The 26,597-nt window shown below is 66.7% G+C and carries 23 protein-coding genes and 1 tRNA gene; 14 read left to right on the top strand and 10 right to left on the bottom strand.

The window, feature by feature from the left end:
* Positions 1-27: 27 nt before the first annotated feature.
* Positions 28-2,781 (top strand): UvrD-helicase domain-containing protein, encoded by a 2,754-nt coding sequence (locus BN1263_RS11965; RefSeq protein ID WP_058981370.1) that lies wholly within the window; start codon positions 28-30, stop codon positions 2,779-2,781.
* Positions 2,782-2,833: 52 nt separating this feature from the next.
* Here the strand turns inward: BN1263_RS11965 and BN1263_RS11960 are convergent.
* A tRNA-Ser gene (locus tag BN1263_RS11960) sits at positions 2,834-2,923 on the bottom strand.
* A 123-nt stretch (positions 2,924-3,046) separates the two neighbouring features.
* Here BN1263_RS11960 and BN1263_RS11955 point away from each other — a divergent pair.
* On the top strand, positions 3,047-4,120 hold the full coding sequence (locus tag BN1263_RS11955; protein ID WP_058981368.1) for a DUF4241 domain-containing protein: 1,074 nt from the start codon (positions 3,047-3,049) through the stop codon (positions 4,118-4,120).
* Between the two features lie 81 nt (positions 4,121-4,201).
* Here the strand turns inward: BN1263_RS11955 and BN1263_RS11950 are convergent, their stop codons facing one another.
* The gene (locus BN1263_RS11950) at positions 4,202-5,194 is read right to left on the bottom strand and encodes a LysR family transcriptional regulator (RefSeq protein ID WP_005410175.1); all 993 of its coding nucleotides are present in this window, start codon (positions 5,192-5,194) and stop codon (positions 4,202-4,204) included.
* Positions 5,195-5,322: 128 nt separating this feature from the next.
* On the opposite strand from BN1263_RS11950, the gene BN1263_RS11945 reads away from it, so the two are divergent.
* Positions 5,323-5,910 (top strand): FMN-dependent NADH-azoreductase, encoded by a 588-nt coding sequence (locus tag BN1263_RS11945; RefSeq protein WP_058981366.1) that lies wholly within the window; start codon positions 5,323-5,325, stop codon positions 5,908-5,910.
* A gap of 243 nt (positions 5,911-6,153) precedes the next feature.
* The gene (locus tag BN1263_RS11940) at positions 6,154-6,510 is read left to right on the top strand and encodes an SH3 domain-containing protein (protein ID WP_058981365.1); all 357 of its coding nucleotides are present in this window, start codon (positions 6,154-6,156) and stop codon (positions 6,508-6,510) included.
* Positions 6,511-6,552: 42 nt separating this feature from the next.
* On the opposite strand, the gene serS is transcribed toward BN1263_RS11940, so the two are convergent.
* Positions 6,553-7,833: a serine--tRNA ligase gene (gene serS, locus BN1263_RS11935; protein ID WP_058981362.1), complete on the bottom strand. Its 1,281-nt coding sequence runs from the start codon at positions 7,831-7,833 to the stop codon at positions 6,553-6,555.
* Between the two features lie 113 nt (positions 7,834-7,946).
* On the opposite strand from serS, the gene BN1263_RS11930 reads away from it, so the two are divergent.
* A complete protein-coding gene (locus tag BN1263_RS11930; RefSeq protein ID WP_058981360.1) occupies positions 7,947-8,585 on the top strand; it encodes an energy transducer TonB in 639 nt (212 codons plus the stop codon).
* Positions 8,586-8,704: 119 nt separating this feature from the next.
* The gene (locus tag BN1263_RS11925) at positions 8,705-9,277 is read left to right on the top strand and encodes an energy transducer TonB (RefSeq protein ID WP_058981358.1); all 573 of its coding nucleotides are present in this window, start codon (positions 8,705-8,707) and stop codon (positions 9,275-9,277) included.
* Between the two features lie 172 nt (positions 9,278-9,449).
* On the opposite strand, the gene aroA is transcribed toward BN1263_RS11925, so the two are convergent.
* The 4 genes from aroA to BN1263_RS11905 form a co-directional block, all read right to left on the bottom strand.
* Positions 9,450-10,757, bottom strand: coding sequence for a 3-phosphoshikimate 1-carboxyvinyltransferase (gene aroA, locus BN1263_RS11920; protein WP_058981357.1), 1,308 nt, complete (start codon positions 10,755-10,757; stop codon positions 9,450-9,452).
* A gap of 77 nt (positions 10,758-10,834) precedes the next feature.
* Positions 10,835-12,034 (bottom strand): prephenate dehydratase, encoded by a 1,200-nt coding sequence (gene pheA / locus BN1263_RS11915; protein ID WP_058981354.1) that lies wholly within the window; start codon positions 12,032-12,034, stop codon positions 10,835-10,837.
* A gap of 51 nt (positions 12,035-12,085) precedes the next feature.
* A complete protein-coding gene (serC, locus tag BN1263_RS11910; RefSeq protein WP_058981351.1) occupies positions 12,086-13,171 on the bottom strand; it encodes a 3-phosphoserine/phosphohydroxythreonine transaminase in 1,086 nt (361 codons plus the stop codon).
* Positions 13,172-13,352: 181 nt separating this feature from the next.
* On the bottom strand, positions 13,353-14,159 hold the full coding sequence (locus BN1263_RS11905; RefSeq protein ID WP_058981349.1) for an FHA domain-containing protein: 807 nt from the start codon (positions 14,157-14,159) through the stop codon (positions 13,353-13,355).
* A 125-nt stretch (positions 14,160-14,284) separates the two neighbouring features.
* On the opposite strand from BN1263_RS11905, the gene BN1263_RS11900 reads away from it, so the two are divergent.
* The 3 genes from BN1263_RS11900 to BN1263_RS11890 all read left to right on the top strand — a co-directional run bounded on the left by BN1263_RS11900 (position 14,285) and on the right by BN1263_RS11890 (position 16,381).
* Positions 14,285-14,560, top strand: a complete 276-nt coding sequence (locus BN1263_RS11900) for a polyhydroxyalkanoic acid system family protein (protein WP_005417302.1) — start codon at positions 14,285-14,287, stop codon at positions 14,558-14,560.
* Between the two features lie 80 nt (positions 14,561-14,640).
* Complete coding sequence (locus BN1263_RS11895; RefSeq protein WP_058981347.1) at positions 14,641-15,132, top strand: phasin family protein; 492 nt, start codon at positions 14,641-14,643, stop codon at positions 15,130-15,132.
* A 238-nt stretch (positions 15,133-15,370) separates the two neighbouring features.
* Positions 15,371-16,381, top strand: a complete 1,011-nt coding sequence (locus BN1263_RS11890) for a restriction endonuclease (protein ID WP_021202769.1) — start codon at positions 15,371-15,373, stop codon at positions 16,379-16,381.
* 86 nt (positions 16,382-16,467) lie between these two features.
* On the opposite strand, the gene hutC is transcribed toward BN1263_RS11890, so the two are convergent.
* Positions 16,468-17,196 (bottom strand): histidine utilization transcriptional repressor HutC, encoded by a 729-nt coding sequence (hutC, locus tag BN1263_RS11885; RefSeq protein ID WP_033835268.1) that lies wholly within the window; start codon positions 17,194-17,196, stop codon positions 16,468-16,470.
* A gap of 28 nt (positions 17,197-17,224) precedes the next feature.
* Positions 17,225-18,595: a formimidoylglutamate deiminase gene (locus BN1263_RS11880; RefSeq protein ID WP_058981345.1), complete on the bottom strand. Its 1,371-nt coding sequence runs from the start codon at positions 18,593-18,595 to the stop codon at positions 17,225-17,227.
* Between the two features lie 67 nt (positions 18,596-18,662).
* Between BN1263_RS11880 and hutI the strand changes: the two genes are divergently transcribed.
* From hutI to hutU, 4 genes are read left to right on the top strand one after another with little or no spacing between them, the layout of a single operon-like run.
* Positions 18,663-19,886: an imidazolonepropionase gene (gene hutI, locus BN1263_RS11875; RefSeq protein WP_058981438.1), complete on the top strand. Its 1,224-nt coding sequence runs from the start codon at positions 18,663-18,665 to the stop codon at positions 19,884-19,886.
* Positions 19,883-21,424 (top strand): histidine ammonia-lyase, encoded by a 1,542-nt coding sequence (gene hutH, locus BN1263_RS11870; RefSeq protein ID WP_058981343.1) that lies wholly within the window; start codon positions 19,883-19,885, stop codon positions 21,422-21,424. The genes hutI and hutH overlap by 4 nt, the downstream gene beginning before the upstream one ends.
* Entirely contained in the window at positions 21,421-22,275 is an 855-nt protein-coding gene (gene hutG, locus BN1263_RS11865; protein ID WP_058981342.1) for an N-formylglutamate deformylase, read from the top strand. The genes hutH and hutG overlap by 4 nt, the downstream gene beginning before the upstream one ends.
* Positions 22,272-23,939 (top strand): urocanate hydratase, encoded by a 1,668-nt coding sequence (gene hutU / locus BN1263_RS11860; protein ID WP_058981340.1) that lies wholly within the window; start codon positions 22,272-22,274, stop codon positions 23,937-23,939. Before hutG ends, hutU begins: the two co-directional genes overlap by 4 nt.
* 131 nt (positions 23,940-24,070) lie before the next feature.
* Here hutU and BN1263_RS11855 read toward each other — a convergent pair whose 3' ends face one another.
* Entirely contained in the window at positions 24,071-24,664 is a 594-nt protein-coding gene (locus tag BN1263_RS11855; protein WP_144435349.1) for an Imm30 family immunity protein, read from the bottom strand.
* Between the two features lie 224 nt (positions 24,665-24,888).
* Here BN1263_RS11855 and BN1263_RS11850 point away from each other — a divergent pair, with 224 nt between their 5' ends.
* The gene (locus BN1263_RS11850) at positions 24,889-26,343 is read left to right on the top strand and encodes a serine hydrolase domain-containing protein (RefSeq protein WP_049449033.1); all 1,455 of its coding nucleotides are present in this window, start codon (positions 24,889-24,891) and stop codon (positions 26,341-26,343) included.
* Positions 26,344-26,597 lie beyond the last annotated feature (254 nt).

Below are 26,597 nucleotides of genomic sequence, written 5' to 3'. Positions count from 1 at the left end.
CGTACGCAAGGCAGTATCTGGATGTCTATGGAATGGCGCCCCTCGGGCTGGGGCCAGCGTGTGACCCGCTCGCCGGACTGGCAGTTGCGGCTGGATGGCGAACAGGTCGCGCTTTTGATCGACGGCAGGCAGTACCGCCAGCATGTAGCGAACGAACACAGCGTGCGGGTCGTTCGCGGCGTGCTCTGGTCCAGGGTCGAACTGACGACCGAGCGCGGTGAAGCACTGTCCGTGGATGGGCTGCCCAACAGCCAGGGCTCCCGGCTTGCCGCTGCCGTGCAGCACGTGCTTTTCGCGCGCTCCAGGCGGGGGCGCAAGGCACTGTTTGAGCACGTTCTGGCGCAGATCCAGGCGTGGCTGGCCGAGGCAGATGCGCTTGCCGACCGAGGTACTACCGGACGCCGCTGGATCACGTACGAACAGCAGCAGGCGTTGCTGGCCGACCGCCCCGCCCTGCCCCTGCCGCCCGCCAAGCTGGAGCAGCTGTTCCTCGACGAGGAGGTGCATGACGACCTGCACGCGCCCGGCCACCGCATCGCGCTGGACGCACTGCACGACTGGCAGCTGGATTGGCCCGCCGTGTGGGCGGACGCCAATGAGGCAATGGCGACCCGCGAACTGGGTCTGGCCAAGCCCATCCTGGACCGGGTCGAGAGCAGGCCGCTGACCGAGGAGCAGGCTCGCGCCGTCATCTGCTTCGACAACCGCGTGCAGGTCGTGGCCGCGGCCGGCTCCGGGAAGACCTCCACGATGGTCGCCAAGGCCGCGTATGCCATTGATCGCGGCTTTGTCGAACCCGAACGGATCCTGATGCTCGCCTTCAACAAGGATGCCGCCCAGGAGCTGCAGGAGCGCGCACAGCGATGCTTCAGCCGGCTCGGCATGGGCGACACCGTAGTGGAGGCCCGGACCTTTCACGCCCTGGGCCTGTCCATCATCGCCAAGGCCACGGGGCGCAAGCCGGATATCCCGGAATGGGCGGTCGACGCGGCGCTGGGCTTCAACAAGCTGGCCGACCTGGTGGACGACCTGAAGGATCGCTCGACCCACTTCCGCACCCAGTGGGACATGTTCCGCCTGGTATTCGGGCGCGACCTGCCGCCATTCGGCGCGGAAATGGAGGCCGATGGCTACGACCGCGATGGCACGCCCTACATCCGCACACTGCAGGGCGAGCGGGTAAAGAGCCTGGAAGAGTGCGTGATCGCCGACTGGCTGTTCTACAACGGCGTGGCGTATGACTACGAGCGGCGCTACGAGTTCGATACCGCGACAGACACCCACCGCCAGTATCGTCCGGACTTCTACTACCCGGACGCCCGGCTGTATCACGAGCACTTCGCGCTGGATGCCCATGGCCAGCCGCCGCCGCACTTTGCCGATTACAGCGAAGGGATGCACTGGAAGCGCCAGCAGCATGTGGCGCGCGGCTCCGCCCTGGTCGAGACGACGTCATTTGGCCTGCGCAGTGGACAGGCCCTGCAGGATCTGACCGAGCGGCTGGGTGCGTCTGGTGTCGAACTCGACCCGAACCCGGATCGCGAGCTGACTGACCAGGGTGCCAGGCCGATGCCCGATGCCGACCTGATCGGCTTGATGCGGACCTTCATTGCGCACGCCAAGAGCAACTGCCTGACGCTGGAGGATATGGCAGCGCGCCTGCGGCAGATGCCTGAGGATCAGTTCAAGGAACGCTACCGGCGCTTCCTGGAGATCGCCGGGCCGGTTTTCCAGGCCTGGGACGATGCACTGGCTGACGAGCGCAGCATTGATTTCGAAGACATGCTCAACATGGCCGCCGGGCTGCTGGAACAGGGCCACTATGAATCACCCTACGAACTGGTGATGGCCGACGAATTCCAGGACGCTTCGCGCGCCCGTGCGCGCCTCTGCCGTGCGCTGGTCAGCCAACCGGGCCGCTATCTGTTTGCGGTGGGCGATGACTGGCAGTCGATCAATCGCTTCGCTGGCGCCGACGTTTCGGTGATGACCGGTTTCCGCGAGTGGATGGGGCATGGCCAGGTGCTGAAACTGGAGCAGACGTTCCGCTGCCCGCAGGCACTGTGTGATGTTTCCAGCCGCTTCATCAGCCGCAACCCCGCGCAGATGGCCAAGAAGGTCCGCTCTGCTGCGCCGGCAGTCCGCCCGGTGCTGCAGGCGTTCCAGATGAACCGGCGTGAGGAGGTGCAGGATGGCGTTCGCCAGTACCTTTCGAAGCTGCACCAGCAACTGTTGTCAGGCGCGGTGGCGCAGGGCCGCAATGGACGCGTGACGGTCTTTGTTCTGGGGCGGTATCGCGCGGATCGCGGTGCGATGCCTTCGGATTGGAAGACGGCCTTTGGCAGCACGATGGACGTCGAGTTCCTGACCGCACATCGATCGAAGGGGCGCGAGGCGGACTACGTGATCCTGCCGGGCATGATCAACCGCAGCTTCCCGAGCCTGCGTGCGGATGACCCGGTGCTTTCGCTGGCGATGCCGGACGGCGATACCTACCCATTGAGCGAAGAACGACGGTTGTTCTATGTCGCGCTCACGCGTGCGCGGCGGTCGGTTGCGATGTTCACCCTGCAGGGCAAGCACTCGCCATTCCTGGATGAGCTGGTAAAGGACGGAGCAGTGGAAGTAACCGCGATTTCAGGTGCGGCCATTTCGGAAGAGCGCTGCCCAGCGTGCAGGGTGGGCGTGTTCGTGGACCGCAATGGGCCGCATGGGGCGTTCCGGTCGTGCTCCAGCTATCCGTTGTGCCACAACAAGCCGAAGGATGGGCGTCGCGGGTAGAGAAGCTTGAGAAAACAAGAAGGCCCCTGTCGCCAGGGGCCTTGTGGAATCATGGCGGAGAGAGTGGGATTCGAACCCACGGAAGGTTTGACCCTTCGCCGGTTTTCAAGACCGGTGCCTTAAACCGCTCGGCCATCTCTCCAATCGGGTCCCGGTCGCCCGGGCAGCGGCGTATTCTCGCACGTGAAGGCCATTTGCCCAAGACCACCTTGCCCCTGCCCTTCGCATCCGGCACGGTGGGGCCTCCACTGCACTCGGAGCCCCCATGGCCCACCTCGACCTGGCCAACCTGCGCACCACCCTGCTGGACGACACCCAGCTGGCCGCAGTGGCCCTGCACCGCGCTTTCGCTGGACACCTGCCGGTCAGCAGCGGGCATCTGGTGGTCTGCGATCCGCTGGTCCAGGCCGAGGCACCGGCGCTGGCCGACTACACCGCTCCGGTGGGTCGGCATCCGGTCGAGATCATCGTGCACAGCGGCCGGCCGGCGCTGGCCGTGGTCTGGTTCAAGCCCCGCGAAGCCCTCACTGCGTCTGCCCTGCACTGGCAGATGGCGCGCTGGACCACGCAGGACCTGACCGGACTGGATGAGGACAGCTTCATCGGCTACCCGGTCGACGCCGGCACCGGCTGCTTCATGGACACCGACACCCAGCAGGCACTGCTGGCCCTGATCGAACGAGCCGATGGCGACGAAGGCGGCGAGTGGTCGGATGCGCTGATCGACCATGATGGCCTGGACGAAGGCACCCAATACCGCCCCTGGGGCGAGGACTCACCGCATGGCCTGGTCGTATTCACCAGCGGCTGGGGCGACGGCGTTTACCCCAGCTACTGGGCGCTGGATACGTCCGGCATTCCAGTCGCTCTGGTCACCGATTTCCTGTGCATCCAGGGCGGAGACGGGCGCGACGAGCGCGAGATCGCCGACCAGGCCTATCGCGACAGCCTTCCACCCGAAGAGGCTGAAGCGCTGGCACGGCTTGTAGCGGCGGTGGAACGCGATGATGCGAACGCACTGCGCGACCTGTTGAAGGACGCGCCGCAGCGCGCCAACCAGATCGAACCAGGCTGTGGCGGCACCGCTCTGTACGAGGCAATCCGCCTGGACCGCCCGCAGGCATTGCGGGTGCTGCTACAGGGTGGCGAGCTACCGACGATGCCCGAGCGCCTGCACATGAGCAAGGTGACCGGCTATCTGGACTACGCGCGGTTCCTGAAGAAGCCGCGCAGCGCGGAGTTGATGGCGGTTCTGGAAGCACCCGTCGTTGCGGCCGAACCGCCACCGGCCGCACCGCAACGCCGCAGCTTCTGGGACCGGCTGTTCCACCGGAACTGACCGGGGCCGGAAAACAGCAACGCCGGGCATGGCCCGGCGCTACCGTTTCACGGATTGGCGGTGCAGTTGCGGGTAGGTGCCTCAGCCCGCATCCACCGCCAGCGCGCCCAGTGCACTGGCCTTGATCCGCTCCTTGGCCTTTTCACAGGCGCCACCGCAATCCAGGCGCGAAGCCTCCAGCTGCGGCGGCAGGTGCTCGGCCAGGAAGTCGATGAACACGCGCACCGCCGGCAACAGGCCGCGGCGCGAGGCGAACACGGCGTGGCACACGCCCTGCGGCAGTGACCAGTCCGGCAGCACCACTTCCAGCTCGCCATTGCGCACGGCGTCGGCGCACACGGTTTCCGGCAGCATGGTGATGCCGAAACCGTCCTTCACCATGCTCTGCAGCAGCGGGAAGTCGAAGCCGGCCACGCGCGGCTGCAGGTCGACCCGGCGCACTTCGCCTTCCGGGCCATGCAGTTCCCAGCGCTGGCGGGCTTCGTCTTCGCTGATGCTGAGGGTGACGTGCTGGGTCAGCTCTTCCGGGTCCTTGGGGCGACCGGCGCGGTCCAGGTACTTGGGGCTGGCCACCAGCAGTTCCTGCACCTGGCCGAAGCTGCGCATCACCAGGCTGCCGTCGTCGTCCAGGCGCGAACGCACGCGCAGGGCCACGTCGTAGCCTTCGTTGATGATGTCCACGCGGCGGTTGCTGATGTTCAGCTGCAGCCGCACCTTCGGGTACTGCTCAAGGAACTTGGGCAGCAGCTTGGGAAGCTGCATCTGCGCCAGTGACACCGGCACGCTGGCGCGCACCACGCCGCGCGGCTCCGCGCTGAGGCGGTCCACCACTTCGCGGGCGGCCTGGGCCTCGGCCAGCATCGTCTGCGCATGGCGATGCACACTGGTGCCGACATCGGTGACCGCGAAACGGCGCGTGGAGCGCTGCAGCAGGCGTACGCCCAGGTCGGTTTCCAGCTGGCTGATGCGGCGGCTCAGGCGCGACTTGGGAATACCCAGTGCGCGCTCGGCGGCGGCGAATCCGCCGTGGTCGACCACCATCGCGAAGTAGTACAGGTCATTCAGGTCATGCATACCCTAGTTCCATATCTAGAACAATACGTGGCATTCAACCACCTTTATTCCGCCTTTGCAACAACCTATCGTTCTCTCCGTCGGCGGGGCCATCCCGCCCCCCTTCTTCTAGAACACAGGTGACTGCCATGAAGCTTCTGCATCTCGACGCCAGCGTGCTTGGCGACAATTCCGTCTCGCGCCAGCTGTCGGCCGCCGTGGTCGCCCGCTTCACCAGCCAGATCGACGGCCTGCAGGTCGATTATCGCGATCTTGACGCCAATCCGGTACCGCACCTGCGCAGCAGTTCGCTGGCCAAGACCGACGCCGCTGAAGCGACCGATGCTGAACAGGTGATGCAGCAGTTCCTGGAGGCCGACATCGTTGTGATCGGCGCGCCGATGTACAACTTCAGCATCCCGTCCACCCTGAAGGCCTGGATCGATCGCGTGGCCGTGGCCGGCCGCACCTTCAAGTACACCGAGAACGGCCCGGTGGGCCTGGCCGGTGGCAAGCGGGTGATCATCGCCAGCAGCCGCGGCGGCATCTACACCGACTCGCCGGCCGACTTCCAGGAGCCGTTCCTGCGCCAGGTGTTCGCCTTCATGGGCATCAACGAGATCGAATTCGTGCGCGCCGAAGGCATCGCCTATTCGCCGCAGCACCGTGAAGACGCCATTGCCGGTGCGCTGGCGGCGCTGCCGTCGCACGAAGCGGCCGAACCCGTCGCCGCATAACGCGTCCCAGCGTTCGGCGCCCCTCTCTCCTCGTCTGGGCGCTGAACGCGGGCCGGGATCCCCTCCCCCATTCCGGCCCACCCTGGCGGCCCCGCACAGCGGGGCCGCTTTTTTGTGGTGCCTGGCCTGAGGGCCTGCGCTATCCACGCATGGCGTGGATCTACTGATGCACGCGCGGTAGATCTACGCCATGCATGGATGCAGCGCTATGCGCGGGGTTCTACAGGGGGTTAGGCTGGGGTCATGAACTACATCGTGACGGCTGCGCACCGCAGCGAATTTCCGCACCCGATCACCCTGCGCCGTGGCCAGGCGCTGGTGGTGGGCGAACGTTATGAAGGCCCGGAGGGCTGGGAAGACTGGTTCCTGTGCGAGGCCAAGGGGCAGCAGCCCGGTTTCGTGCCGGCGCCGGTGATCGGTCGCAATGCGCAGGGTGACGCCTATGCCACGGAGGATTACTGCGCGCGGGAGCTGGATGTGGATCCGGGGCAGCTGCTGCGAGGAATGCGCACGCTCAATGGCTGGGCGTGGTGCGTGCCGGAGAACGGCGAACCGGGATGGGTGCCGCTGGAGAAGCTGAGGGCAGCACAAACTCGGTAGCGCCCGAGCCTATGCTCGGGCGGCAGCGCGAAGCGCTGGCTGTCAGCCAATGGTTTCCAGGCCACCCATGTACGGGCGCAAGGCCTCCGGCACGGTGATGCTGCCGTCGGCATTCTGGTAGTTCTCCATCACCGCGATCATCGCGCGGCCAACGGCCACGCCCGAGCCGTTCAGCGTGTGCGCCAGCTCCGGCTTGCCGGTGGCCGGGTTGCGCCAGCGCGCCTGCATGCGGCGGGCCTGGAAATCACCACAGTTCGAGCACGAGGAAATCTCGCGGTAGGTTTCCTGCGACGGCAGCCAGACTTCCAGGTCGTAGGTCTTGATGGCCGAGAAGCCCATGTCGCCGGTGCACAGCAGCACCTTGCGGTACGGCAGGCCCAGCTTTTCCAGCACCACTTCAGCGCAGCGGGTCATGCGCTGGTGTTCGGCATCGCTCTCTTCCGGGCGACAGATCGAGACCAGCTCGACCTTCTCGAACTGGTGCTGGCGGATCATGCCGCGCACGTCGCGCCCGCCGCTGCCGGCCTCGGCACGGAAGCACATCGAGTGGGCGGTCATGCGCAAAGGCAGGCGCTCGGCATCGACGATCTCGTCGCGCACGATGTTGGTCAGCGGCACTTCCGAGGTCGGGATCAGGTAGCGCGTGGAATCGCCCACGGCGGTCTTGAACAGGTCGTCCTCGAACTTCGGCAGCTGGCTGGTGCCGCGCAGCGAATCGGCGTTGACCAGCAGCGGCACGTTGGTTTCCTCATAACCGTGCTCGCCGGTATGCAGGTCGACCATGAACTGGGCCAGCGCACGGTGCAGGCGCGCGATCGGGCCGCGCAGCACGGTGAAGCGCGAACCGGACAGCTTGGCCGCGGTCTCGCCGTCCAGCCAGCCATTGCGGGCGCCCAGTTCGACGTGGTCGAGCACCTTGAAGTCGAACTGGCGCGGGGTACCCCAGCGCGCCTGCTCGACGTTGTCGCTCTCATCGGCACCGGCCGGCACGTCATCAGCCGGCAGGTTCGGGATGCCCATCGAGATCGCTTCGATCTTCTCGCGCAGTTCGTCCAGCGCCACTTCCGAGGCCTTCAACTCGTCGGCGAAGGCAGCAACCTCGGCCATGATGGCCGAAACGTCCTCGCCCTTGGCCTTGGCCTGGCCGATGGCCTTGGAACGGCTGTTGCGCAGGCTCTGCAGTTCCTGGGTCCGCACCTGGATGCGCTTGCGATCAGCCTCCAGGGACTCCAGGGCAGACACGTCGAGCTCGAAGCCGCGGCTGGTGCGCAGGCGTTCGGCGAGGTCGGCGGGCTGGTGGCGGAGCAGGGCTGGATCAAGCATGGCAGGTGTCGTGGTGGGTATCAGGGATGGGATTATCGCTTGTTATACGGATTTCTGCCGCCCGGTTCATTCCCGCCGTGGCAGAATCGAGCCATTCCGTACTGGTCCGGTCCATGTCTGCACCCCGCTCGTCGTCCGCCAAGTCGTTCACTGTGCATATCCCGCGCAACGCCCTGAAGATCGCCGGCATCGCCTTCGGCGTGGGCGTACTGCTGTTCGTGCTGGTCTGGCTGACCGGCCGCGACAAGGAGTTCTTCCGCGCCGATCCGGCTGCCCAGACCCCGCAGGAAACCGCCGAGATCGAGCCCCTGCCGGAACCGTTGGCCGCTGCGGCCGGTTCCAGCGACATGCCCGATGCCAAGCCGGCACCGGTGGAGGAAGAAGCGCCGAAGCTGGTGGAAACGGCCCCGCCGCCGCCCGCGCCCTTGGCTGAAGCGACCCCGGCTGCACCGGGCCCTGCGCCGGCGACCACCGGCAACAGCCAGCCGATGCCGATTGCCGGCCAGTCGCCGCCGCCGTCCTATCCCGCCGCCGCCCTGCGCGCCGGTGAAACCGGTACGGTGGTGGTACGCGTGGACGTGGACGCCACCGGCTATCCGAACAACGCCACGGTGATCCAGCGCAGCGGTTCACGCGAGCTCGACCGTGCCGCCACCGACGCTGTGCGCCGCTGGCGCTTCACTCCGGCGCAGAGCAACGGCCAGGCCGTACCCGGCAGCATTGAAGTGCCGTTCGACTTCAAGACGCAGTAACTGAACACTTCCCGGCAGGCAAACTGAACCCTGCCGGTGGCGTTGACGCAACGCTGACACTTCCCGTCCGTGGCTCGGGCAACACTGCCCACGTCGTCCATTGACGGAAGGAGTTTGCGATGACCGCCACCACCCACGAAGACCTTCATTCGCCGCAGCTGCCGCAGGATTCAGGCGCGCAGCACAAGCCCACGTCGCCTTGGATGTGGATCGCGCTGATCGTGGCGATGTTTGCCGGCGCCCTGCTCTGGCTGCGTCATTCGAACCAGGAAGACGTGGCACCGGCGCCGGTCGGTGAGCGCATGCTGCCGGCCCCTGAGCAGCCCGCGGTGACGGATGCAGCGGCGCCTGCTGCGCGTCCGGCAACCCCGGCTACCGCTTCGCGGAAGGCCGCGCCGGTAGTGCGCAACCGTGAGGCCCGCCCGCTGGCCAGCAATCGCATGCCCACCTACCCCGCCGCCGCGCTGCGTAGCGGCGTGCAGGGCAGCGTGATCGCCAGCCTGAATGTGGATACCCGCGGCAATGTCGCCAACGCTGCGATCGTCTCGCGCAGCGGCGAGCGCAGTCGTGATCTGGATCGTGCGGTGCTCAGCACCGTGCAGAACTGGAAGTTCCAACCCGCGGTGCAGGATGGCCGCGCAGTAGCCAGCGTGGTGCGGGTCCCGGTGGATTTCCGTACCGAGCAGCGTTGATCGCGGACGAGGGGTTCGTGATGTTTAGACGGAGGCTTCGGCCTCCGTCCTTTTATGCGGAAAGCGTGCCAACCAAGGTTGGCACCTACCGGGAGATGTGAGCGTGCCAACGAAGTTGGCACCTGCCGGGCAATGCGATCCGCCGGGCATGGCCCGGTGGTCGCGATGCCGATCAGGCCAGGTTGAACCCGGCGCTGCGGGCCAGACCATCGAAGTCCGGGAAGGACGTGGCGACGTTGGCGATATCGTTGATCCGCACTTCGCCATCGCTGATCTGGCCGGCAATGGCGAATGCCATGGCGATGCGGTGGTCACCGTGGCTTTCGATGGTGCCGCTGCCCAGGCGCACACCGCCGTGCAGGGTGGCCCCATCCTCGGTCTCGTCCACCTGCATGCCCAGCGCGCGCAGGCCGGTGGCCATCGCCGCAAGGCGATCGGATTCCTTCACCCGCAGCTCGGCGGCGCCACTGACCACGGTCCGGCCTTCGGCGGCTGCAGCCGCCACGAACAGCGCCGGGAACTCGTCAATCATGTCCGGCACCAATTCCTCCGGAATGCGTGCCCCCTTCAGCGGGGCGTAGCGCACCACCAGGTCTGCCACCGGTTCACCGCCCTGCTCGGCAGGATTCTCTTCGGTGATGTCCGCCCCCATCAGGCGCAGCGCGTGCAGCAGGCCGGTGCGGCGCGGGTTCAGGCCGACCTGCTTCAGGCGCAGCTCGGAGCCGGGAATGATGCTGGCGGCGACCAGGTAGAACGCGGCCGAGGAGAAATCGGCCGGCACCACGATGTCCGTGGCGCGCAGGCGCTGGCCGCCACGCAGGCGGGCCTTGCCAGGCGAGAATTCGATGTCCACGCCGAAGGCGGACAGCATGCGTTCGGTGTAGTCGCGGGTCGGGTGCGGCTCGACAACGCTAGTTTCGCCCTGTGCGTACAGGCCTGCCAGCAACACCGCCGACTTGATCTGCGCGCTGGCCACCGGCGAGGCGAAGTCGATGCCGTGCAGCGACTGGCCGCCATGCACATGCAACGGCGGCGTGCCGTCATCCTGGGTGTCGATCTTCGCGCCCATCTGCGACAGCGGGCCAGTGACGCGGCGCATCGGTCGGCCCGACAGCGACTCATCGCCGATCAGCGTGCAGTCGAATGCCTGGCCTGCCAGCAGGCCGGCCAGCAGGCGCATGCCGGTACCGGCGTTGCCGCAGTCCAGCGGTGCATCCGGCGCTTTCAGGCCGTCGATGCCGACGCCGTGCACGATGCGCTGCGACGGGCTGGGCGTTTCGATGCGCACCCCCAGCTGGCTGAAGATGCGCGCGGTCGCGCGGGTGTCCTCGCCTTCCAGGAAGCCCTCGATATGCGAGGTGCCATCGGCCAGCGCGGCGAACATCACCGAGCGATGCGAGACCGACTTGTCGCCGGGAATGGTCAGGCTGCCCTGCAGGGGCTGGCCCTTGCGGGCGATCCAGTGTTGCGCGTTGCTCATCGTTCGATCATTCCGTAAACGCCGGCAGCCCGCCGGCGATGCATCAGGGGGTGCGGCCAGGACCACCGCAGCAGCACTCAGGGCACGGCCACAGGATAGGAGCCCAGCACCTTGATCTGCGCCGAGTGCGCTTCAAGTTCGGCCAGCGCCGCCTGCATCGGCGCGTCGTCGATGTGGCCGGCCAGGTCGATGAAGAAGCCGTACTCCCACTTGCCATGGTGCGACGGCCGCGACTCGATGCGGTTCATGCTGATGCCGTGGCGGGCGAACGGGCTGAGCACGTCGAACAGCGCACCGGGCTTGTCATGGATAAACACCAGCACCGAGGTGCGGTCGTGGCCGGAGGTCGGGAAGATGTTGCGGCCCACCACCAGGAAGCGGGTGGTGTTGTCGGCATCGTTCTGGATCGGCTTGGTGACCACCTTCTTCAGGCAGTACACGTGGCCGGCACTCTCGCCGCCGATGGCCGCCGCGTCGTCGGCGTTGCGCGCACGGCGTGCACCTTCGGCGTTGCTGGATACCGGAATCTTCTCGGCCTTCGGCAGGTTGGCGCGCAGCCAGGCCGAGGTCTGCATGAACGACTGCGGATGTGCGTAGATGCGCTCGATGTCCTCGATGCGGCCGCTGCGCGACATCAGGAACTGCTGCACGCGCAGTTCCACTTCGCCACAGATCTTCAGGTTGGAGGTCAGGAACATGTCCAGGGTGATCTGGATGGTGCCCTGCCCCGAGTTCTCCACCGGCACCACGCCGAAATCGGCGTTGCCCGCTTCCACTTCCTGGAACACTTCTTCGATGCTGGCCATCGGCAGGCCCAGCGCGGAGCGACCGAAGTGCTTGAGCACGGCCTGCTGGCTGAAAGTACCCTCCGGGCCGAGGTAACCGATCTTCAGCGGCTCCTGCTGGGCCAGGCAGGCCGACATGATCTCGCGGTAGACGTGCACCAGCAGCTCATCGCTGAGCGGGCCTTCATTGCGGTCCACCACCATGCGCAGCACCTGCGCTTCGCGCTCGGGGCGGTAGTAGTCGACGGCGGCGGCGAGCTTGCCCTTGGCCTTGCCGACCTGATGGGCGAAGCGCGCGCGCTCGGCGATCAGGCTCTGGATGTCGCGGTCGATCTGGTCGATCTTCGAGCGCACATCGGCCAGCGCCAGCGGCGCCAGGGTGGGTGCCGGGTTCGAGGCGGCCTTGGCCTTGCCCTTCGCCTTGGCGGGCGCGCTGTCCTTGGCCGGTTCGGCCTTCTTCGGCGCCTTCTTGCTGGATTTGCTGCTTGCCATCGGAATTCCTTGTTGCGGGGCGCGCACCCGACGGTGCGCGCCGTTCATTGCTCAGCCGTGACGCTGCTGGAAATCGGCCATGAAGGCGACCAGCGCCTCGGCCCCGGCCAGCGGCATGGCGTTGTACAGCGAGGCACGGATGCCACCGACGACCTTGTGGCCCTTCAGCGCCAGCAAGCCAGCGGCCTTGGCGTCGGCGACGAAACGGGCGTCGAGTTCGGCATCGGGCAGGAAGAACGGGATGTTCATCCGCGAGCGTGCCGCATGCGCGACCTCGTTGCGGTAGAAGCCGCCGGAGTCGTCGATGGCTCTGTACACCAGCGCGGCCTTGGCGGCATTGCGCCTGGCGAACTCGGCCACGCCGCCCTCGGCCAGCATCCACTTGAACACCAGGCCGGCCAGGTACCAGTTCCAGGTCGGCGGGGTGTTGAGCATCGAATCGCGGGCGACATGCGAACGGTAATCGAAGATGTCCGCGCGCGGCTGGCCACTGCGCTCCAGCAGGTCGCGGCGGATGATCATCACCGCGATGCCGACCGGGCCCAGGTTCTTCTGCGCGCCGGCATAGATCACGCCGTAGCGGCGCACGTCCAGCGGCTCGCTGGCGATGGACGAGCTGAAGTCGGCGATCAGCGGAACGTTGCCGGTATCGGGCACATCACGGAACTCGACGCCGTGGATGGTCTCGTTGGCGGTGACGTGCACATAGGCGGCATCCGGCGAGAGCCGCCAACCGGCGCGCGGCGGCAGCGTGCGGTAGCCGTTGGCCTCGCTGCTGGCGGCGATGTTGACGTCGACGTAGACACCGGCCTGCTTGACCGCGGTCTTGCCCCAGTGGCCACTGACCACGTAGTCGGCACGCTGGCCCGGGGCGGCGAAATTGAGCGGGATCAGCGCCTGCTGGGTGGTGGCACCACCGGACAGGAACAGCACCGCATAGTCGTCGGGGATGTCGAGCAGGCGCCGCAGGTCGGCCTCGGCCTCGGCGGCCACCGACATGAACTCCGCGCCGCGATGGCTCATTTCCACGATCGAAGCGCCGGACCCGTGCCAGTCCAGCATTTCCGCCTGCGCCTGGCGCAGGACCGATTCCGGCAAGGTCGCAGGGCCGGCACTGAAGTTGAACGCGCGCGTCATGTCACACCTGTGGGGCAAGACCCCTAGTATGCCGCAGCGCATCAGCCTTGCGGCCTTGTGGCGCAAGGGAAATTTGGTTTCATTGGAATCCATCGGCAACGCGACCGGGTAGTGCCGGCCGCTGGCCGGCCACCTCACGGATTCAGGGGCGGCGGTTGCCGGCCAGCGGCCGGCACTGCCGTCAGCGCGCGCCGAACCAGAGCAGCAGGCTGAGCAGCGCGGCCAGCAGCAGCGCACTGGCCAGCAGCCACGGCCAGCGCCGGACCTTGCGCGGTACCGCCGGCAGCACCGGCGCCTGCTCGGCGTCCTGGCCGGACTCGTCTTCACCCGGCAGCGGGCGCCGACGGGGGTCATGCGGCACTTCCAGCACAAACCGGTGCTGGCCATCGAACACCACCTGGTCGCCGGCCTGCAGCCAGCAATGGCGCACGGCCACGCCATTGACGCAGGTGCCGTCGGCACTGCCCAGATCGCGCAGCAGCACGCGATCACCATGCACTTCCACGCGGGCGTGTCGTTCGGCGAAGGCCGGATCGTCAATAGCGATGTCAGCGTCGCCGCCGCGGCCGATCAGGCGGGCCCTCGACAGGGTGAAGCTGCGGCCGTGGTGCAGGCCGCCAACTCCGCGCAAGAGCCGCTGCTGCTCGTCGCTGCCTTCCTCGTTCTTCGGCGCAGGCGCCTGCAGCAGGCTCTCGACTTCACCTTGCAGGACCATCTCCACGCCGTCCACATACACCGCATCGCCCGCACGCAGCAGCGCCATGCGCCGCACCGGTCGACCGTTCACATGAATGCCGCGGATCCCGTTGCCGACCTGCAGCCACAGGCCGCGATCATCCAGGCAGAACTGCGCCAGCAACAGGGCACCATGGCCGGCATCGCCGAGCCGCACACTGCCGTTGGCCTGGCGCACGATGCGTTGCACCCCGGGCCGCAGCGGCTGGTCGGGCTGTTGTTGTTGGCTGAAGTGAACAAGCAGGTTCTGCACGCGGCGCAGCCTAGCAGGTTGGTCGCCAACGAAGAAGAACCCAGGATGAGTGCTTGGCGCGGAGGCCCTCCATGCGCACAATGCTCGCCCTCATTGATCATCCCCGCCCTGCGCCAGGAGCCTGCATGTCCACCATCGATGTCCGCCACGCCCACGCCTTGCCCGACGCACAGGCACGCGCCGCGATCGAGCAGGTCGCCGCCAAGCTGTCCGAGCGCTTCGGCCTGAAGTCGTCCTGGACCGCCGATGTACTGAACTTCTCCGGCAGCGGCGTGGACGGCGCGATCGAACTGCAGCCAGGCGCCGTGCGCGTGACGGCCAAGCTGGGCTTCCTGCTGTCGGCGATGAAGGGCATGGTCGAAGGCGAGATACAGCGCGTTCTGAAGGAAAAGCTGGGCTGAACCCCGGCCGCGGCCATCACGGCCGTGCAACGCCACGGCGCGCTACTCTCGGGGCAGGCCCAACTCCCACGGGAACTGCGATGAACCACTACGAGAACGACGACCGCCGCAACGACGACGCCTCTTTCGGTGACCAGGCCGAGCGCTTTTCGCGCAAGCTGAGTGACTCGGCGCAGCAGGTGTGGCTGGCCGGTCTTGGCGCTCTCGGCCGTGCACAGGCCGAAGGCAGCCGCTTCTTTGACGGTCTGGTGAAGGAAGGCGAAGCCTGGGAAGCCCGCCGCCGTGAGCGCAGCAGCGAACAGGGCCCGGGCTGGCGTGATAACGTCGAGAGCTCGCTGGACGAAGCCCGCGAGAAGGCCTCGGGCACCTGGCACAAGGTCGAGAAGGCCTTTGATGACCAGGTGCAGGGCGTGCTCAAGCGGTTGCATGTACCCACCGCCGACGAAGTGACGGCGCTCGAAGCCCGCATCGATGCCCTGCACGCGCGCCTGGCCAAGCTGGAAAACCGCGCCGCGTCCGGCACCGACGCCCCTGCTCCGGGCAGCCATCAGTCGCCAGGCGGCCTGCCCTGACCGGCTCATTGTTGCAATGCAATAAACTTTGATTGACAATCGCGAGCAACCCGCCAATCGCTTCGGCTGCCGTTTGTTCCCTCCCCTCACGGCTTCAGGATTGGCGGGTTTTTCGTGCCTGCTGCATTCCGAACTGCGCGTTCCATCACGCTTCCTGTCAGGAACCTCCTGACCCGGCCAGGTACCGCGACCTTTACACTGTCGTTCTCCGCTTTCGCCCCTTCCGCCCTACTCCTGCATGCTCCCCTGGATCCTGGCCCTGCTGTCGGCCCTGCTTACCTGTTCCCTGGCTGTTGTCTATCTGTGGTGGATCAAGCGGCGGCAGAAGGAGATGCAACTCGGCCTGCAAGCCCTGGCCGGCATGCACTGGCGCGAGTTCTCGGTACTGGTCAAGCGCATGCTGCGCGAACAGCGCGGCCTGCGTGAACTGAATGACCCGGCGGAGGAATCCCGCGAGCCGAGCAGCGACTTCCTGCTCAGCGACGGCCCCAACCAGTGGCTGGTGTCCTGCAAGCATGGCCTTGCCTACCGTATCGGCACCGCCGCAGTGAACGAGCTGGGGGCTGCTGCGCGCCTGGCCGGCGCCAAGGGCGGCGTGCTGCTGACCGAAGGCCGGATGGAACGCGACGGGCGCAGCGCTGCCGAGAAGCAGGCGGTAGAAGTACTGGACGGTCCGCGCCTGTGGCCGTTGCTGCAGCCCTACCTGCCGGCAGAAATCGAAACCCGTGTGCGCGCCAGCGCCCGCCATGAAGCCCTGCGCCGGATCGCCATTGCCGCGCTCGGCGCGGTCACGCTGGGCCTGCTGGTGGGATTGAGCCTGCAAGGCTTGCATGTGCAGGACACCCCACCTGTTGCCGAGGTGGCGGACACCCCCGCGCCGGTTGCGCCTGCGGTTGAAGCGGCGCCCGAACCGGCGCCGGCCCCCGCCACCACGCCGCCGGCCGCTGCGCCTGCACCGGCCACGCCCTCAGCCGACGCGCGCAGCAACCCCAACCCGGATGCCGCCACGCTGGAGCGTTTCCAGGCCGATCTGTCCCGCGCCTTGGCCGGCAAGCCCGGTATCGCCAGCGGGGTCTGGCTGACCCGGCAGACGCTGGCGATCAACCGCACGGGCGAGCTGGACGCGGTGTGGCCGCAGGTCTGCGAGGAAGTGCTGCACTACCCCGCCCTGCGCAACGTGCGCATCCAACTCAACGCCCGCCCCGGCGTGGATGAGCCGGTGCGCTGGCGCCAATGCGCCACGTATTGATGGGGCCGCATCCACGCGTGGCGTGGATTTACTGAACCCCGATGGGCGACCCCTTGTTGGATCCACGCCACGCGTGGATGGAATCCCTATCGCGCGCCCGGCGCGAAGCGCGCGACCAGGTCCCAGGCATCCCCCAGGAACACCTGGCGCACGCGGGTGATCGGCTGTTCGCCACGCCAGGTCAGGCGTTCGATCACCAGGCAGGCGGTACCGGGCTTCACGTCCAGCAGCCTGGCGGTGGCGGTATCTGCCCCCCAGGCACTGATGCGGTGCTGGGCGCGGGTCCACGACACGTTCTGCAGCAGCCAGCTGCCCGGCGCGGTGGTACTGAAATCGACCTCCAGCACCTCGGGCACCCCCACCGGGCTGATCAGGCGGTGCTCCAGCGCCAGCGGACGGCCATCGGCCAGGTGCAGGCAGCGCATTGCCAGCAGGTTCTCCTGCCCAGCCAGCTCGACTTCACCAGCATTGCCGGCATCGGCCAGCCGCAGATCGCGCTGCAGCAGGCGATAGGCGTACTGATGGCCGCGCGAGCCGACCTCCATCGCGATATCGGGAATCTCCAGCGCCACCTGTTCCAGGTGCGGCGGCTGCCGCGCCACGAATGAACCGGCGCGACGGCGGCGCTCGATCATACCGCTCTCGGCCAGCGCGGTCAGCACCTTGTTCACGGTCATCCGCGAGCAGCCGTACTGCTCCATCAGCTCGTGCTCGTATGGAATCCGGAAGCCCGGCGCCCACTCTCCACTGAGGATGCGGCTTTCCAGATCGCTGCGGATACGCTGGTTGAGCGTGGCGGACTTGCTGGCCTTCACGTAATGGGGTCTCGATAGCGGGAGGCGATCAGCCCAGCACGCCGCGCAGGGCGGCGGCGAAGGCGGTGGTGATCGCCTCGCGCTGCAGGTGGCGGCCCCCGGCCACGCATTGGCGGCCATGGCGCCAGACCGATCGCAGCGCGCCATTACGTGCGGCGAACACCCAGCTGTCAAGCCATGCGTCATCCTGTCGCGCCTGCAGCGCGGGGTGCCCGGCATCCAGTTCGACCAGGTCGGCACTGGCGCCCACCTGCAGGCCAGCGGGCACGCCCAGCGCCTGTGCACCACCGTGCAGTGCGCCTTCGAACAGGAAGCGACCGGTGCTGCGGGTGGCATCCGGCGCCAGCACGTTGCGACCGCGCTGGGTCAGCCGCTGGCCGTATTCAAGCAGGCGCAGTTCTTCGGCCGCATCGATCAGCACATTGGAATCGGAGCCGACGCCGAAGCGTCCGCCCTCGCGCGCGAATGCCTGCATCGGGAACAGGCCGTCGCCCAGGTTGGCCTCGGTGATCGGGCACAGGCCGGCCACGGCCTGGCTGGCCACAATGGCCGCGCGCTCGTCATCGGTGATGTGGGTGGCATGCACCAGGCACCAGCGCGCATCCACCGGCGCATGGTTGTACAGCCACTGCACCGGGCGCTGGCCGCTCCAGGCCAGGCAGGCCTCCACTTCGCGCACCTGCTCGGCGATATGGATGTGCACCGGGCCGTCGGTCAGCGGCAGCAACGCACTCAGTTCCTCGCCGGTGACCGCACGCAGGCTGTGCGGTGCGATGCCGAGCACCGCGTCGGGCAGCACGGCCAATGCCGGCTTGGCGGCCTCCAGCAGCTGCGCGAAACCCTCCACGTCGTGGATCAGGCGCCGCTGCGCTGGATTCGGCGCCGCCCCGCCGAAATCGGCATGCGCATAGAACACCGGCAGCAGGGTCAGGCCGATGCCGGTCTGCTCGGCTGCCGCCGCGATCCGTGCACTCATCTCGGCGCGGTTGGCATAGGCGCGACCATCGGCGTCGTGGTGCAGGTAGTGGAATTCACCGACGCGGGTAAAGCCGCTTTCGAGCATTTCCATGTAGGCCTGGGCGGCGATGGCCTGCACCGCGTCCGGCCGCAGGTGGGCCAGGAAGCGGTACATCAGCTCGCGCCAGCTCCAGAAGCTGTCACCGTCACCGCCGCCGATCTCGGTCAGGCCGGCCATGCCGCGCTGGAAGGCGTGGCTGTGCAGGTTGGGCAGGCCCGGCACGAGGATGCCGACGCGGGTGTCGCCGTGCTGGGCGCCCTGCCCCGTGTGGATCGCGGTGATGCGGCCGTCCTGCACCTGCAGGCGGACATCGCGGGCCCATCCCTCGGCCAGCAGGGCGTGGGCAGCATGGAAACTGTGCGGGGAACGCGAATCGGACATGGCTGGACAACCCGAAATGGACGCCTATATTGTATAGACATATAAGCACAGCCGCGTTGTGGATGCCATGCACGTCGATACCCTCTGGTCCAACGTCCACCTGATCACCCTCGACGGCAAGGGCTTGGGTGTCATCCGCGATGGCGTACTGGCCAGCGCCGACGGCCGCATCGTCCACGTTGGCCCGGCCGGCAGCGACGCTCACCTGCAGCCAACCACCCGCATCGACGGCGAAGGCCGCTGGATTTCGCCCGGCCTGGTCGACTGCCATACCCACCTGGTCTACGCCGGCAACCGCGCCAACGAGTTCGAGCAGCGCCTGCAGGGCGTCAGCTATGCCGAGATCGCCCGTGCCGGCGGCGGCATCGTTTCCACCGTGCGCGCCACCCGTGCCGCGACGCCGGAACAGCTGGCCCGCGAAAGCCGGCCACGCCTGCTGGCGATGCGTGCCGAAGGCGTGACCACGATCGAGATCAAGTCCGGCTACGGCCTGACCCTGCCCGACGAACGCAAGCAGCTGCAGGTAGCGCGTGCGCTGGGCGAGGAATGCCGGGTCAATGTGGTGACCACCTTCCTTGGCGCACACGCGATTCCGCCGGGCCGCGAAGCACAGGAGTACATCGACGAGGTGTGCAACGTGATGATTCCGGCCATCGCCGCCGAAGGCCTGGCCGAAGCGGTGGACGTATTCTGCGAGAACATCGCGTTCTCGCCGGCGCAGGCGCGGCAGGTCTTCGAAGCGGCGCGCGCCAACGGGCTGGCGGTGAAGATCCATGCCGAGCAGCTGAGCAACCAGCATGGTGCTGAACTGGCCGCCAGCTTCGGTGCACTGTCGGCCGACCATATCGAACATCTGGACGATATCGGCATTGCCGCGATGGCCGCTGCCGGTACCGTCGCCGTGCTGCTGCCCGGTGCTTTCTATTTCACCCGCGATACCACCCTCCCGCCGATCGCCGCGCTGCGTGCGGCCGGCGTGCCGCTGGCGCTGGCCACCGACAGCAACCCGGGCACTTCGCCGCTGACCAGCCCGCTGCTGGCGATGAACATGGGCGCCACCCTGTTCCGCCTGACCGTGGACGAGTGCATCGCCGGCTTCACCCGTGAAGCGGCGCGCGCGCTCGGGCGCAGCGACCGCATCGGCCGCCTCGCCGTGGGCCTGGACTGCGACCTGGCGATCTGGGACATCGATGCCCCCGCCGACCTGGTCTATCGCATTGGATTCAACCCGCTGCACGCGCGCGTGGTGCGCGGACAGCCCGACCTGCCTGCCTCCTGGAGCAACACATGAGCAACACCCTGGTTCTTCGCCCCGGCCATGTCACTCTCGCCCAGTGGCGGCAGGTCTATCGCGGTGCGCCGCTTGCACTGGACCCGGCCGCGCTGCCGGTGGTGCGCGCCAGCGCTGCGGCGGTGGCTGCCATCGTCGCCAAAGGCGCACCGGTGTATGGCATCAACACCGGCTTCGGCAAGCTGGCCAGCGTGCGCATCGAGCGCGAAGACCTGGCCACCCTGCAGCGCAATATCGTGCTCTCGCACGCTGCTGGCGTGGGCGAACCGATGCCGGCCAGCGTGGTGCGGTTGATGATGGCGCTGAAGCTGGTCAGCCTGGCGCAAGGCGCATCGGGCATTCGCGAGGAAACCCTGCTGCTGCTCGAAGCGATGCTGATCAAGGGCGTATTGCCCGTGGTGCCGGCACAAGGCTCGGTGGGTGCTTCCGGCGATCTGGCACCGCTTTCGCACCTGGCCGGCGTGATGCTGGGCGTGGGCGAAGCCTACATCGGTGACGAACGCCTGCCCGCAACCGACGCACTGGCGCGGGCCGGCCTGCAGCCGATCGATCTGGGCGCAAAGGAAGGTCTGGCCCTGCTCAACGGCACCCAGTTCTCCACCGCCTATGCGCTGGCCGGCCTGTTCGAAATCGAAACCGTGTTCCAGGCGGCACTGGTCACCGGCGCGTTGTCGGTGGAAGCGGCCAAGGGTTCGGACACGCCGTTCGATCCGCGCATCCATGCCATCCGTGGCCAGCGCGGGCAGATCGCCACCGCCGCCACGCTCCGCACGCTGATGCAGGGCTCAGGCATCCGCGAATCGCACCGCGACAACGACGTGCGCGTGCAGGACCCGTACTGCCTGCGCTGCCAGCCGCAGGTGATGGGCGCGGCGCTGGATATCCTGCGCCAGGCCGCGACCACGCTGGAAATCGAAGCCAACGGCGTGTCCGACAATCCGCTGGTGTTCACCGATACCGGCGAAGCGCTGTCCGGTGGCAACTTCCACGCCGAGCCGGTGGCCTTCGCCGCCGACATGCTGGCGATGGCGGTGTGCGAGATCGGTTCGATCAGCGAGCGCCGCCTGGCGATGCTGGTGGACCCGGCGCTGTCCGGCCTGCCGGCGTTCCTGACCCCGCGCCCGGGCCTGAATTCCGGCTTCATGATTCCGCAGGTGACCGCTGCGGCGCTGGTCTCGGAAAACAAGCAGCGCGCCTACCCCGCCAGCGTTGACTCGATCCCGACCTCGGCCAACCAGGAAGACCATGTGTCGATGGCCGCGCATGGCGCACGCCGGCTGATGCAGATGGCCGAGAACGCCGCCAACGTGATCGGCATCGAGCTGCTGGCCGCCGCGCAGGGCTGTGATTTCCATGCGCCGCTGCGCTCCAGCGCCGCGCTGGAAAACGTGCGCGCCACGCTGCGCGCGCAGGTGCCGACGCTGGAAGAAGACCGCTACTTCCATCCGGACATGGTGACCGCCACGAATCTGGTGCGCAGTGGCGCGCTGGCGCAGGGCCTGACCGACCTGCTGCCAACCGTGGAACCCCACGCATGAATACCCGTCCCGAATGGCTGACGGTGCACGAAGGCGACGCCCCCCTCATCGTCAGCTTCCCGCATACCGGCAGCGAGCTGCCGCACGACCTGATCGGCGACTACCACTCGCCGTGGCTGGCCCGCCGCGATGCCGACTGGTGGGTGCACGAGCTGTACGACTTCGTGCGCGGCATGGGCGCGACCACGGTGCGCTCGGCGATCTCTCGTTCGGTGATCGACCTCAACCGCGATCCCAGCGGCGTCTCGCTGTACCCGGGGCAGAACACCACCGGCCTGTGCCCGCTGACCACCTTCGACAACCAGCCGCTGTACCACGCCGGGCGCGAACCGGGTGAAGCGGAAATCGCCCGTCGCCGCGACACGTATTTCCTGCCTTACCACGATGCGCTGGCGGCGCAGATCACGCGCCTGCGCGCACGCCACGGCACCGTGGTGGTGTACGACGCGCACTCGATCCGCTCGCATATCCCGCACCTGTTCGAGGGCGAACTGCCGCAGTTCAACCTGGGGACTGCCGGTCCGTCCGGCGCACCGGACACCTCCTGCGACAACGCCTTGAGCGACGTGGTGGAGAACCTGCTGAAGATCAGTGGCATGAGCCAGGTGCGCAACGGCCGCTTCAAGGGCGGCTGGATCACCCGCCACTACAGCAACATCGCCGGCGGCGTGCACAGCCTGCAGATGGAACTTGCCTGCCGTGGCTACATGCACGAGCCCCTGCCGGACCAGGTGGACGAACACAGCTGGCCCACCCCGCTCGACCCCGACCACGCCGCACCACTGCGCCACACCCTGGCGCAGGTGCTCAACGCCTGCCTTGAATTCGCTACGAACCGGAGCGCCGCATGACCCGCAACGACCCGTCCCGCACCATTGCCGCGCCGACCGGCACCACGCTCAACGCCAAAAGCTGGCTGACCGAAGCGCCGCTGCGCATGCTGATGAACAACCTGCACCCGGACGTGGCCGAGCGCCCGCAGGAACTGGTGGTGTACGGCGGCATCGGCCGCGCCGCGCGCGACTGGGAGAGCTTCGATGCCATCGTCGAGACACTCAAGCGCCTGGACGACGACCAGACCCTGCTGGTGCAGTCGGGCAAGCCGGTAGGCGTGTTCCGCACCCACGCCGATGCACCGCGCGTGCTGATCGCCAATTCCAACCTTGTGCCGCGCTGGGCCAACTGGGACCACTTCAACGAGCTGGACAAGAAGGGCCTGGCCATGTACGGCCAGATGACCGCCGGCAGCTGGATCTACATCGGTGCACAGGGCATCGTGCAGGGCACCTACGAGACCTTCGTGGAAATGGGGCGCCAGCATTTCGGTGGCGACCTGACCGGCAAGTGGCTGTTCACCGGCGGCCTCGGCGGCATGGGTGGCGCACAGCCGCTGGCCACGGTGATGGCCGGCGCCTCCTGCCTGGCCGTCGAGTGCCGCAAGAGCAGCATCGACATGCGCCTGCGCACCGGCTACCTCGACACCTGGACCGATAATCTGGACGAAGCGCTGCGCCTGATCGACGAGTCGTGCAAGGCCGGCACGCCGAAGTCGGTGGGCCTGCTCGGCAATGTGGCCGACGTGCTGGCCGAACTGCTCGAGCGTGGCGTGAAGCCGGACCTGCTGACCGACCAGACCTCTGCGCATGACCCGGTGAACGGCTACCTGCCACAGGGCTGGACGGTCGAGCAGTGGGACGAGAAGCGTGTGAGTGCACCGAAGGAAGTGGAGAAGGCTGCGCGTGCATCGATGGCCAACCACATCCGCGCCATGCTCGGCTTCCACGCGCTGGGCGTGCCGACCGTGGACTACGGCAACAACCTGCGGCAGATGGCACTGGAAGAAGGCGTGGCCAATGCCTTCGATTTCCCGGGGTTCGTGCCGGCCTATATCCGCCCACTGTTCTGCCGCGGCATCGGCCCGTTCCGCTGGGCGGCACTGAGCGGTGATCCGGAAGACATCGCCAAGACCGATGCAAAGGTGAAGGAACTGATTCCGGACAACCCGCACCTGCACCGCTGGCTGGACATGGCCGCCGAGAAGATCAAGTTCCAGGGCCTGCCGGCTCGCATCTGCTGGGTCGGCCTGGGTGATCGCGATCGACTCGGCCTGGCGTTCAACGAGATGGTGGCCAACGGCGAACTGAAGGCACCGGTGGTGATCGGTCGTGACCATCTGGACAGCGGCAGCGTCGCCTCGCCGAACCGCGAAACCGAAGCGATGGCCGACGGTTCCGATGCGGTGTCCGACTGGCCGCTGCTGAACGCCCTGCTCAACACCGCCAGCGGCGCGACCTGGGTGTCGCTGCATCACGGTGGTGGCGTCGGCATGGGCTTCTCGCAGCACGCCGGCATGGTGATCGTCTGCGACGGCACCGAGGCAGCGGCCAAGCGGATTGGCCGCGTGCTGTGGAACGACCCGGCCACCGGCGTGATGCGCCATGCCGACGCGGGCTATGAGATCGCGATTGAATGCGCGAAGGAAAAGGGGCTGGATCTGCCGGGAATTCTCGGCTGATCAAGGTTTGGGTAGTGCCGGCCGCTGGCCGGCACCGCCCATGCATTGCCCGTGCCGCCGGCAGCCGTCCGCTCCCCCCCCTGGTGCGGGGCCGTTCTGGTAGATGCCGACCTTGGTCGACGCTCACTCCGCTACATCAGTGCCGAGGCGACCACCGATGCCTTTGCTCGAATACTGTCCGACGCATCATCCCTCAGCGCTTCGATCAAGGAGACGACTTCTGCTGCGCCCTCCGTCGAAGCCATGCTCTTCAAGTAAGCAATCAACACATTTCTGTGTAGATCACTATTAAGCAATCTGCAGATGAAAGTCTCCAACCATTCTGGTGCCACGCGAAGCATGTACGGAGCTGATTGGACAAGCGCGGAAACCATGCTGTCGCCGTCACTTGCCTCGACAAGATGAAGAAGGCCCCACATGACGTCATGATGCGGAGTGTCATCGGCGAACATCGAGAAGAGAACTCCTAGCTCCCGACCGGAAAACTCCAGACCTGATAGCGCCTGAACCGTGCGGTCAAATACCGCAACCTCTTCTGAAGTGAGCATTTGCGAAGCCCGCAACAGCTCGTCCAGAAGTTGGCTCTTGATCAAAGCGTCGTTGGTGGCAGTTGGCACTGCTTGCACCTGTCCATCAATGGAGTGGCATTCGATTGTACGCGCGCACCAGGACAACTCTGATACTGGAGTGAAATGCCGCCGGGCGTCGATCGAATCGATGCTCAAGCCAGAGCCTGAAAGTTCGCCGCATGGGTGGAGCCGTCTAAACCCACTTAAGGCTATTACGTCGGTGTGGGCTGAGGCGCTCTTACATCTGATGCCTCATCAGTCGCAAAGAGCTGTTTACGACAGGTCAGTGGGAACTCACGCATTCACATAGGTGCTCGTCCCGCTTGACCCAGTGCCCGCCGCTGACCAACATGCGCCATCACCGCTGATGGATCGCCGCGATGTACCGCACCTTTGTTGCTGCATTGCTCTGCGCCCTCTTCGTCGTTCCGATCGCTTCGGCGCGTGGCCTCACCCCTGACCTCTCCACTCAGCTCGACACCCAGCTGCAGACCAACCGTGAACGCTACGGCATCGCCGGCCAAGCGGTACTGGTCGCCCACAACGGCCAGGTGCTGTACCAAGGCGCCAGCGGTGAACGTGATCCCGCTGCCCATGCGCCTGCCACTGTCGATACGATCTTCGCCGCCCAGTCGATGGCCAAGCTGCTGACCAGCACGCTGGTGATGCAATTGGTCGACCAGGGCAAGGTGGATCTGGATGCACCGGCCAGCCGCTATGTGCCGGACCTGCCTGCAGCATGGCAGGCAATCCACGTGCGCGATTTCCTCAACCACAGCTCGGGTATCGGCGAGTACTACGATCGTGTCGACAACCGTTGGGTCAGCAAGGGCTACCCTGGTGTAGCCCCTGTCCTTGGCGCTGCACTGAAGGTAGCCGGCGCGACACCGATGCAGTTCGCCACCGGCAGCCGCGTGCAGTACACCCAGGCCAACTACCTGGTGCTGACGGCGTTGCTGCAAGCGCACTACCGCAAGCCCTACCCGGCCATCGCTCGCGAACGCATCCTGCAGCCATTGAAGATGGCCAGCACCTCGTGGGGCGGTGCCAGCGTGCCGGCCCGGCGCGCGGCGGTGCCGTACATCGGCAAGGATGGCCAACTGCAGCCCGCCAATGAAGATCCCTGGCCGGACTACGGCTGGGGCCATGCCGACCTGCAGACCACCGTGGGCGATATGAACCGTTTCCTGCAGGCGCTGGCGAGCGGCAAGCTGGTGCGCACGGCGACCCTGGAAAAGCTCTGGCAGCCGCAGAAGCTGGTCGGTGGCGGCAGCAATTTCTTCTCCACCGGTTGGGACACCACCCGAAGCGACGGCTACACCCTGGTAGGTCACGATGGTGGCACCCGTACACGTGCGCGATTGGCCTACAAGGGCACGCTGGCCAACGGCTACTGGGTGTTCGTGTACCTGACCAACGGCAGCGCCCGCAATGTCTGGTCCAGCACGCTGGTGGAGAGCACGATGGCGGTGGTTGCGCCCGGGGAGTTTCCGCACGCTGTGCTGTCCGATCGGTTGATCGGCTACGCGCTGGATGACAGCGCCGATGCGAAACCGCTGATGCATAGCTGGCTGCGCGACAGCAATGGCGTTCCCACCGGCGAACTGGAACGCGCGATCAATGCCGATGGCTACGCCATCCGCGAAAGCCTGGGTGCACGCAAGGCACTGAAGGTGTTCGCGCTCAACGCCGAGCTGTATCCGGATTCGGCCAACGCGTGGGACAGCCTGGCCGAATGCCATGCGGCGCTGAGGCATGCCGAGATTGCCAAGGCGATGTACGCGAAGTCGAAGGCGCTGGCGGGGAGGCAATCAGCCCCACCCCCAACTGAGTGACAGAGCATTCGGCCCGCCCTATCATCGCAAAAAAGACAATAACCTCAGCTTATTTTCTATTTACAAGATGGAAAGCATCATCTCGAAACATATGACCAAAATAGTCATGCCCCACCAAAGAGATTCAAGTGATGCCCAGCCTACCTAAAAACTCCCTTGCTCCAAATATCGAGAAATTTCTCAGCGACGCGATCGCCAACAATGCCAATGAGGTATCCACACCAATATCGCTGTACTTGGGTGGAGGACTGGGC

The organism is Stenotrophomonas thermophila, from assembly GCF_001499715.1.
In the GTDB taxonomy this organism is placed as follows: Bacteria; Pseudomonadota; Gammaproteobacteria; order Xanthomonadales; family Xanthomonadaceae; genus Stenotrophomonas; species Stenotrophomonas hibiscicola.
Note: the sequence above shows the minus strand (reverse complement) of the source record. Positions and strands in the feature narration are given on the sequence as shown.

Excerpts from the sequence above, each read along its gene's own strand:
- BN1263_RS11895 (WP_058981347.1), top strand. The coding sequence starts at position 14,641 with ATGAACCACTACGAGAACGACGACCGCCGCAACGACGACGCCTCTTTC.
- BN1263_RS11955 (WP_058981368.1), top strand. The coding sequence starts at position 3,047 with ATGGCCCACCTCGACCTGGCCAACCTGCGCACCACCCTGCTGGACGAC.
- hutU (WP_058981340.1), top strand. The coding sequence starts at position 22,272 with ATGACCCGCAACGACCCGTCCCGCACCATTGCCGCGCCGACCGGCACC.
- hutG (WP_058981342.1), top strand. The coding sequence starts at position 21,421 with ATGAATACCCGTCCCGAATGGCTGACGGTGCACGAAGGCGACGCCCCC.
- hutH (WP_058981343.1), top strand. The coding sequence starts at position 19,883 with ATGAGCAACACCCTGGTTCTTCGCCCCGGCCATGTCACTCTCGCCCAG.
- BN1263_RS11890 (WP_021202769.1), top strand. The coding sequence starts at position 15,371 with ATGCTCCCCTGGATCCTGGCCCTGCTGTCGGCCCTGCTTACCTGTTCC.
- BN1263_RS11925 (WP_058981358.1), top strand. The coding sequence starts at position 8,705 with ATGACCGCCACCACCCACGAAGACCTTCATTCGCCGCAGCTGCCGCAG.
- pheA (WP_058981354.1), bottom strand. The coding sequence starts at position 12,034 with ATGGCAAGCAGCAAATCCAGCAAGAAGGCGCCGAAGAAGGCCGAACCG.
- BN1263_RS11950 (WP_005410175.1), bottom strand. The coding sequence starts at position 5,194 with ATGCATGACCTGAATGACCTGTACTACTTCGCGATGGTGGTCGACCAC.
- BN1263_RS11900 (WP_005417302.1), top strand. The coding sequence starts at position 14,285 with ATGTCCACCATCGATGTCCGCCACGCCCACGCCTTGCCCGACGCACAG.
- BN1263_RS11930 (WP_058981360.1), top strand. The coding sequence starts at position 7,947 with ATGTCTGCACCCCGCTCGTCGTCCGCCAAGTCGTTCACTGTGCATATC.
- serS (WP_058981362.1), bottom strand. The coding sequence starts at position 7,833 with ATGCTTGATCCAGCCCTGCTCCGCCACCAGCCCGCCGACCTCGCCGAA.
- BN1263_RS11850 (WP_049449033.1), top strand. The coding sequence starts at position 24,889 with ATGTACCGCACCTTTGTTGCTGCATTGCTCTGCGCCCTCTTCGTCGTT.
- BN1263_RS11965 (WP_058981370.1), top strand. The coding sequence starts at position 28 with ATGGAATGGCGCCCCTCGGGCTGGGGCCAGCGTGTGACCCGCTCGCCG.
- BN1263_RS11945 (WP_058981366.1), top strand. The coding sequence starts at position 5,323 with ATGAAGCTTCTGCATCTCGACGCCAGCGTGCTTGGCGACAATTCCGTC.
- aroA (WP_058981357.1), bottom strand. The coding sequence starts at position 10,757 with ATGAGCAACGCGCAACACTGGATCGCCCGCAAGGGCCAGCCCCTGCAG.
- serC (WP_058981351.1), bottom strand. The coding sequence starts at position 13,171 with ATGACGCGCGCGTTCAACTTCAGTGCCGGCCCTGCGACCTTGCCGGAA.
- BN1263_RS11940 (WP_058981365.1), top strand. The coding sequence starts at position 6,154 with ATGAACTACATCGTGACGGCTGCGCACCGCAGCGAATTTCCGCACCCG.
- BN1263_RS11880 (WP_058981345.1), bottom strand. The coding sequence starts at position 18,595 with ATGTCCGATTCGCGTTCCCCGCACAGTTTCCATGCTGCCCACGCCCTG.
- hutI (WP_058981438.1), top strand. The coding sequence starts at position 18,663 with ATGCACGTCGATACCCTCTGGTCCAACGTCCACCTGATCACCCTCGAC.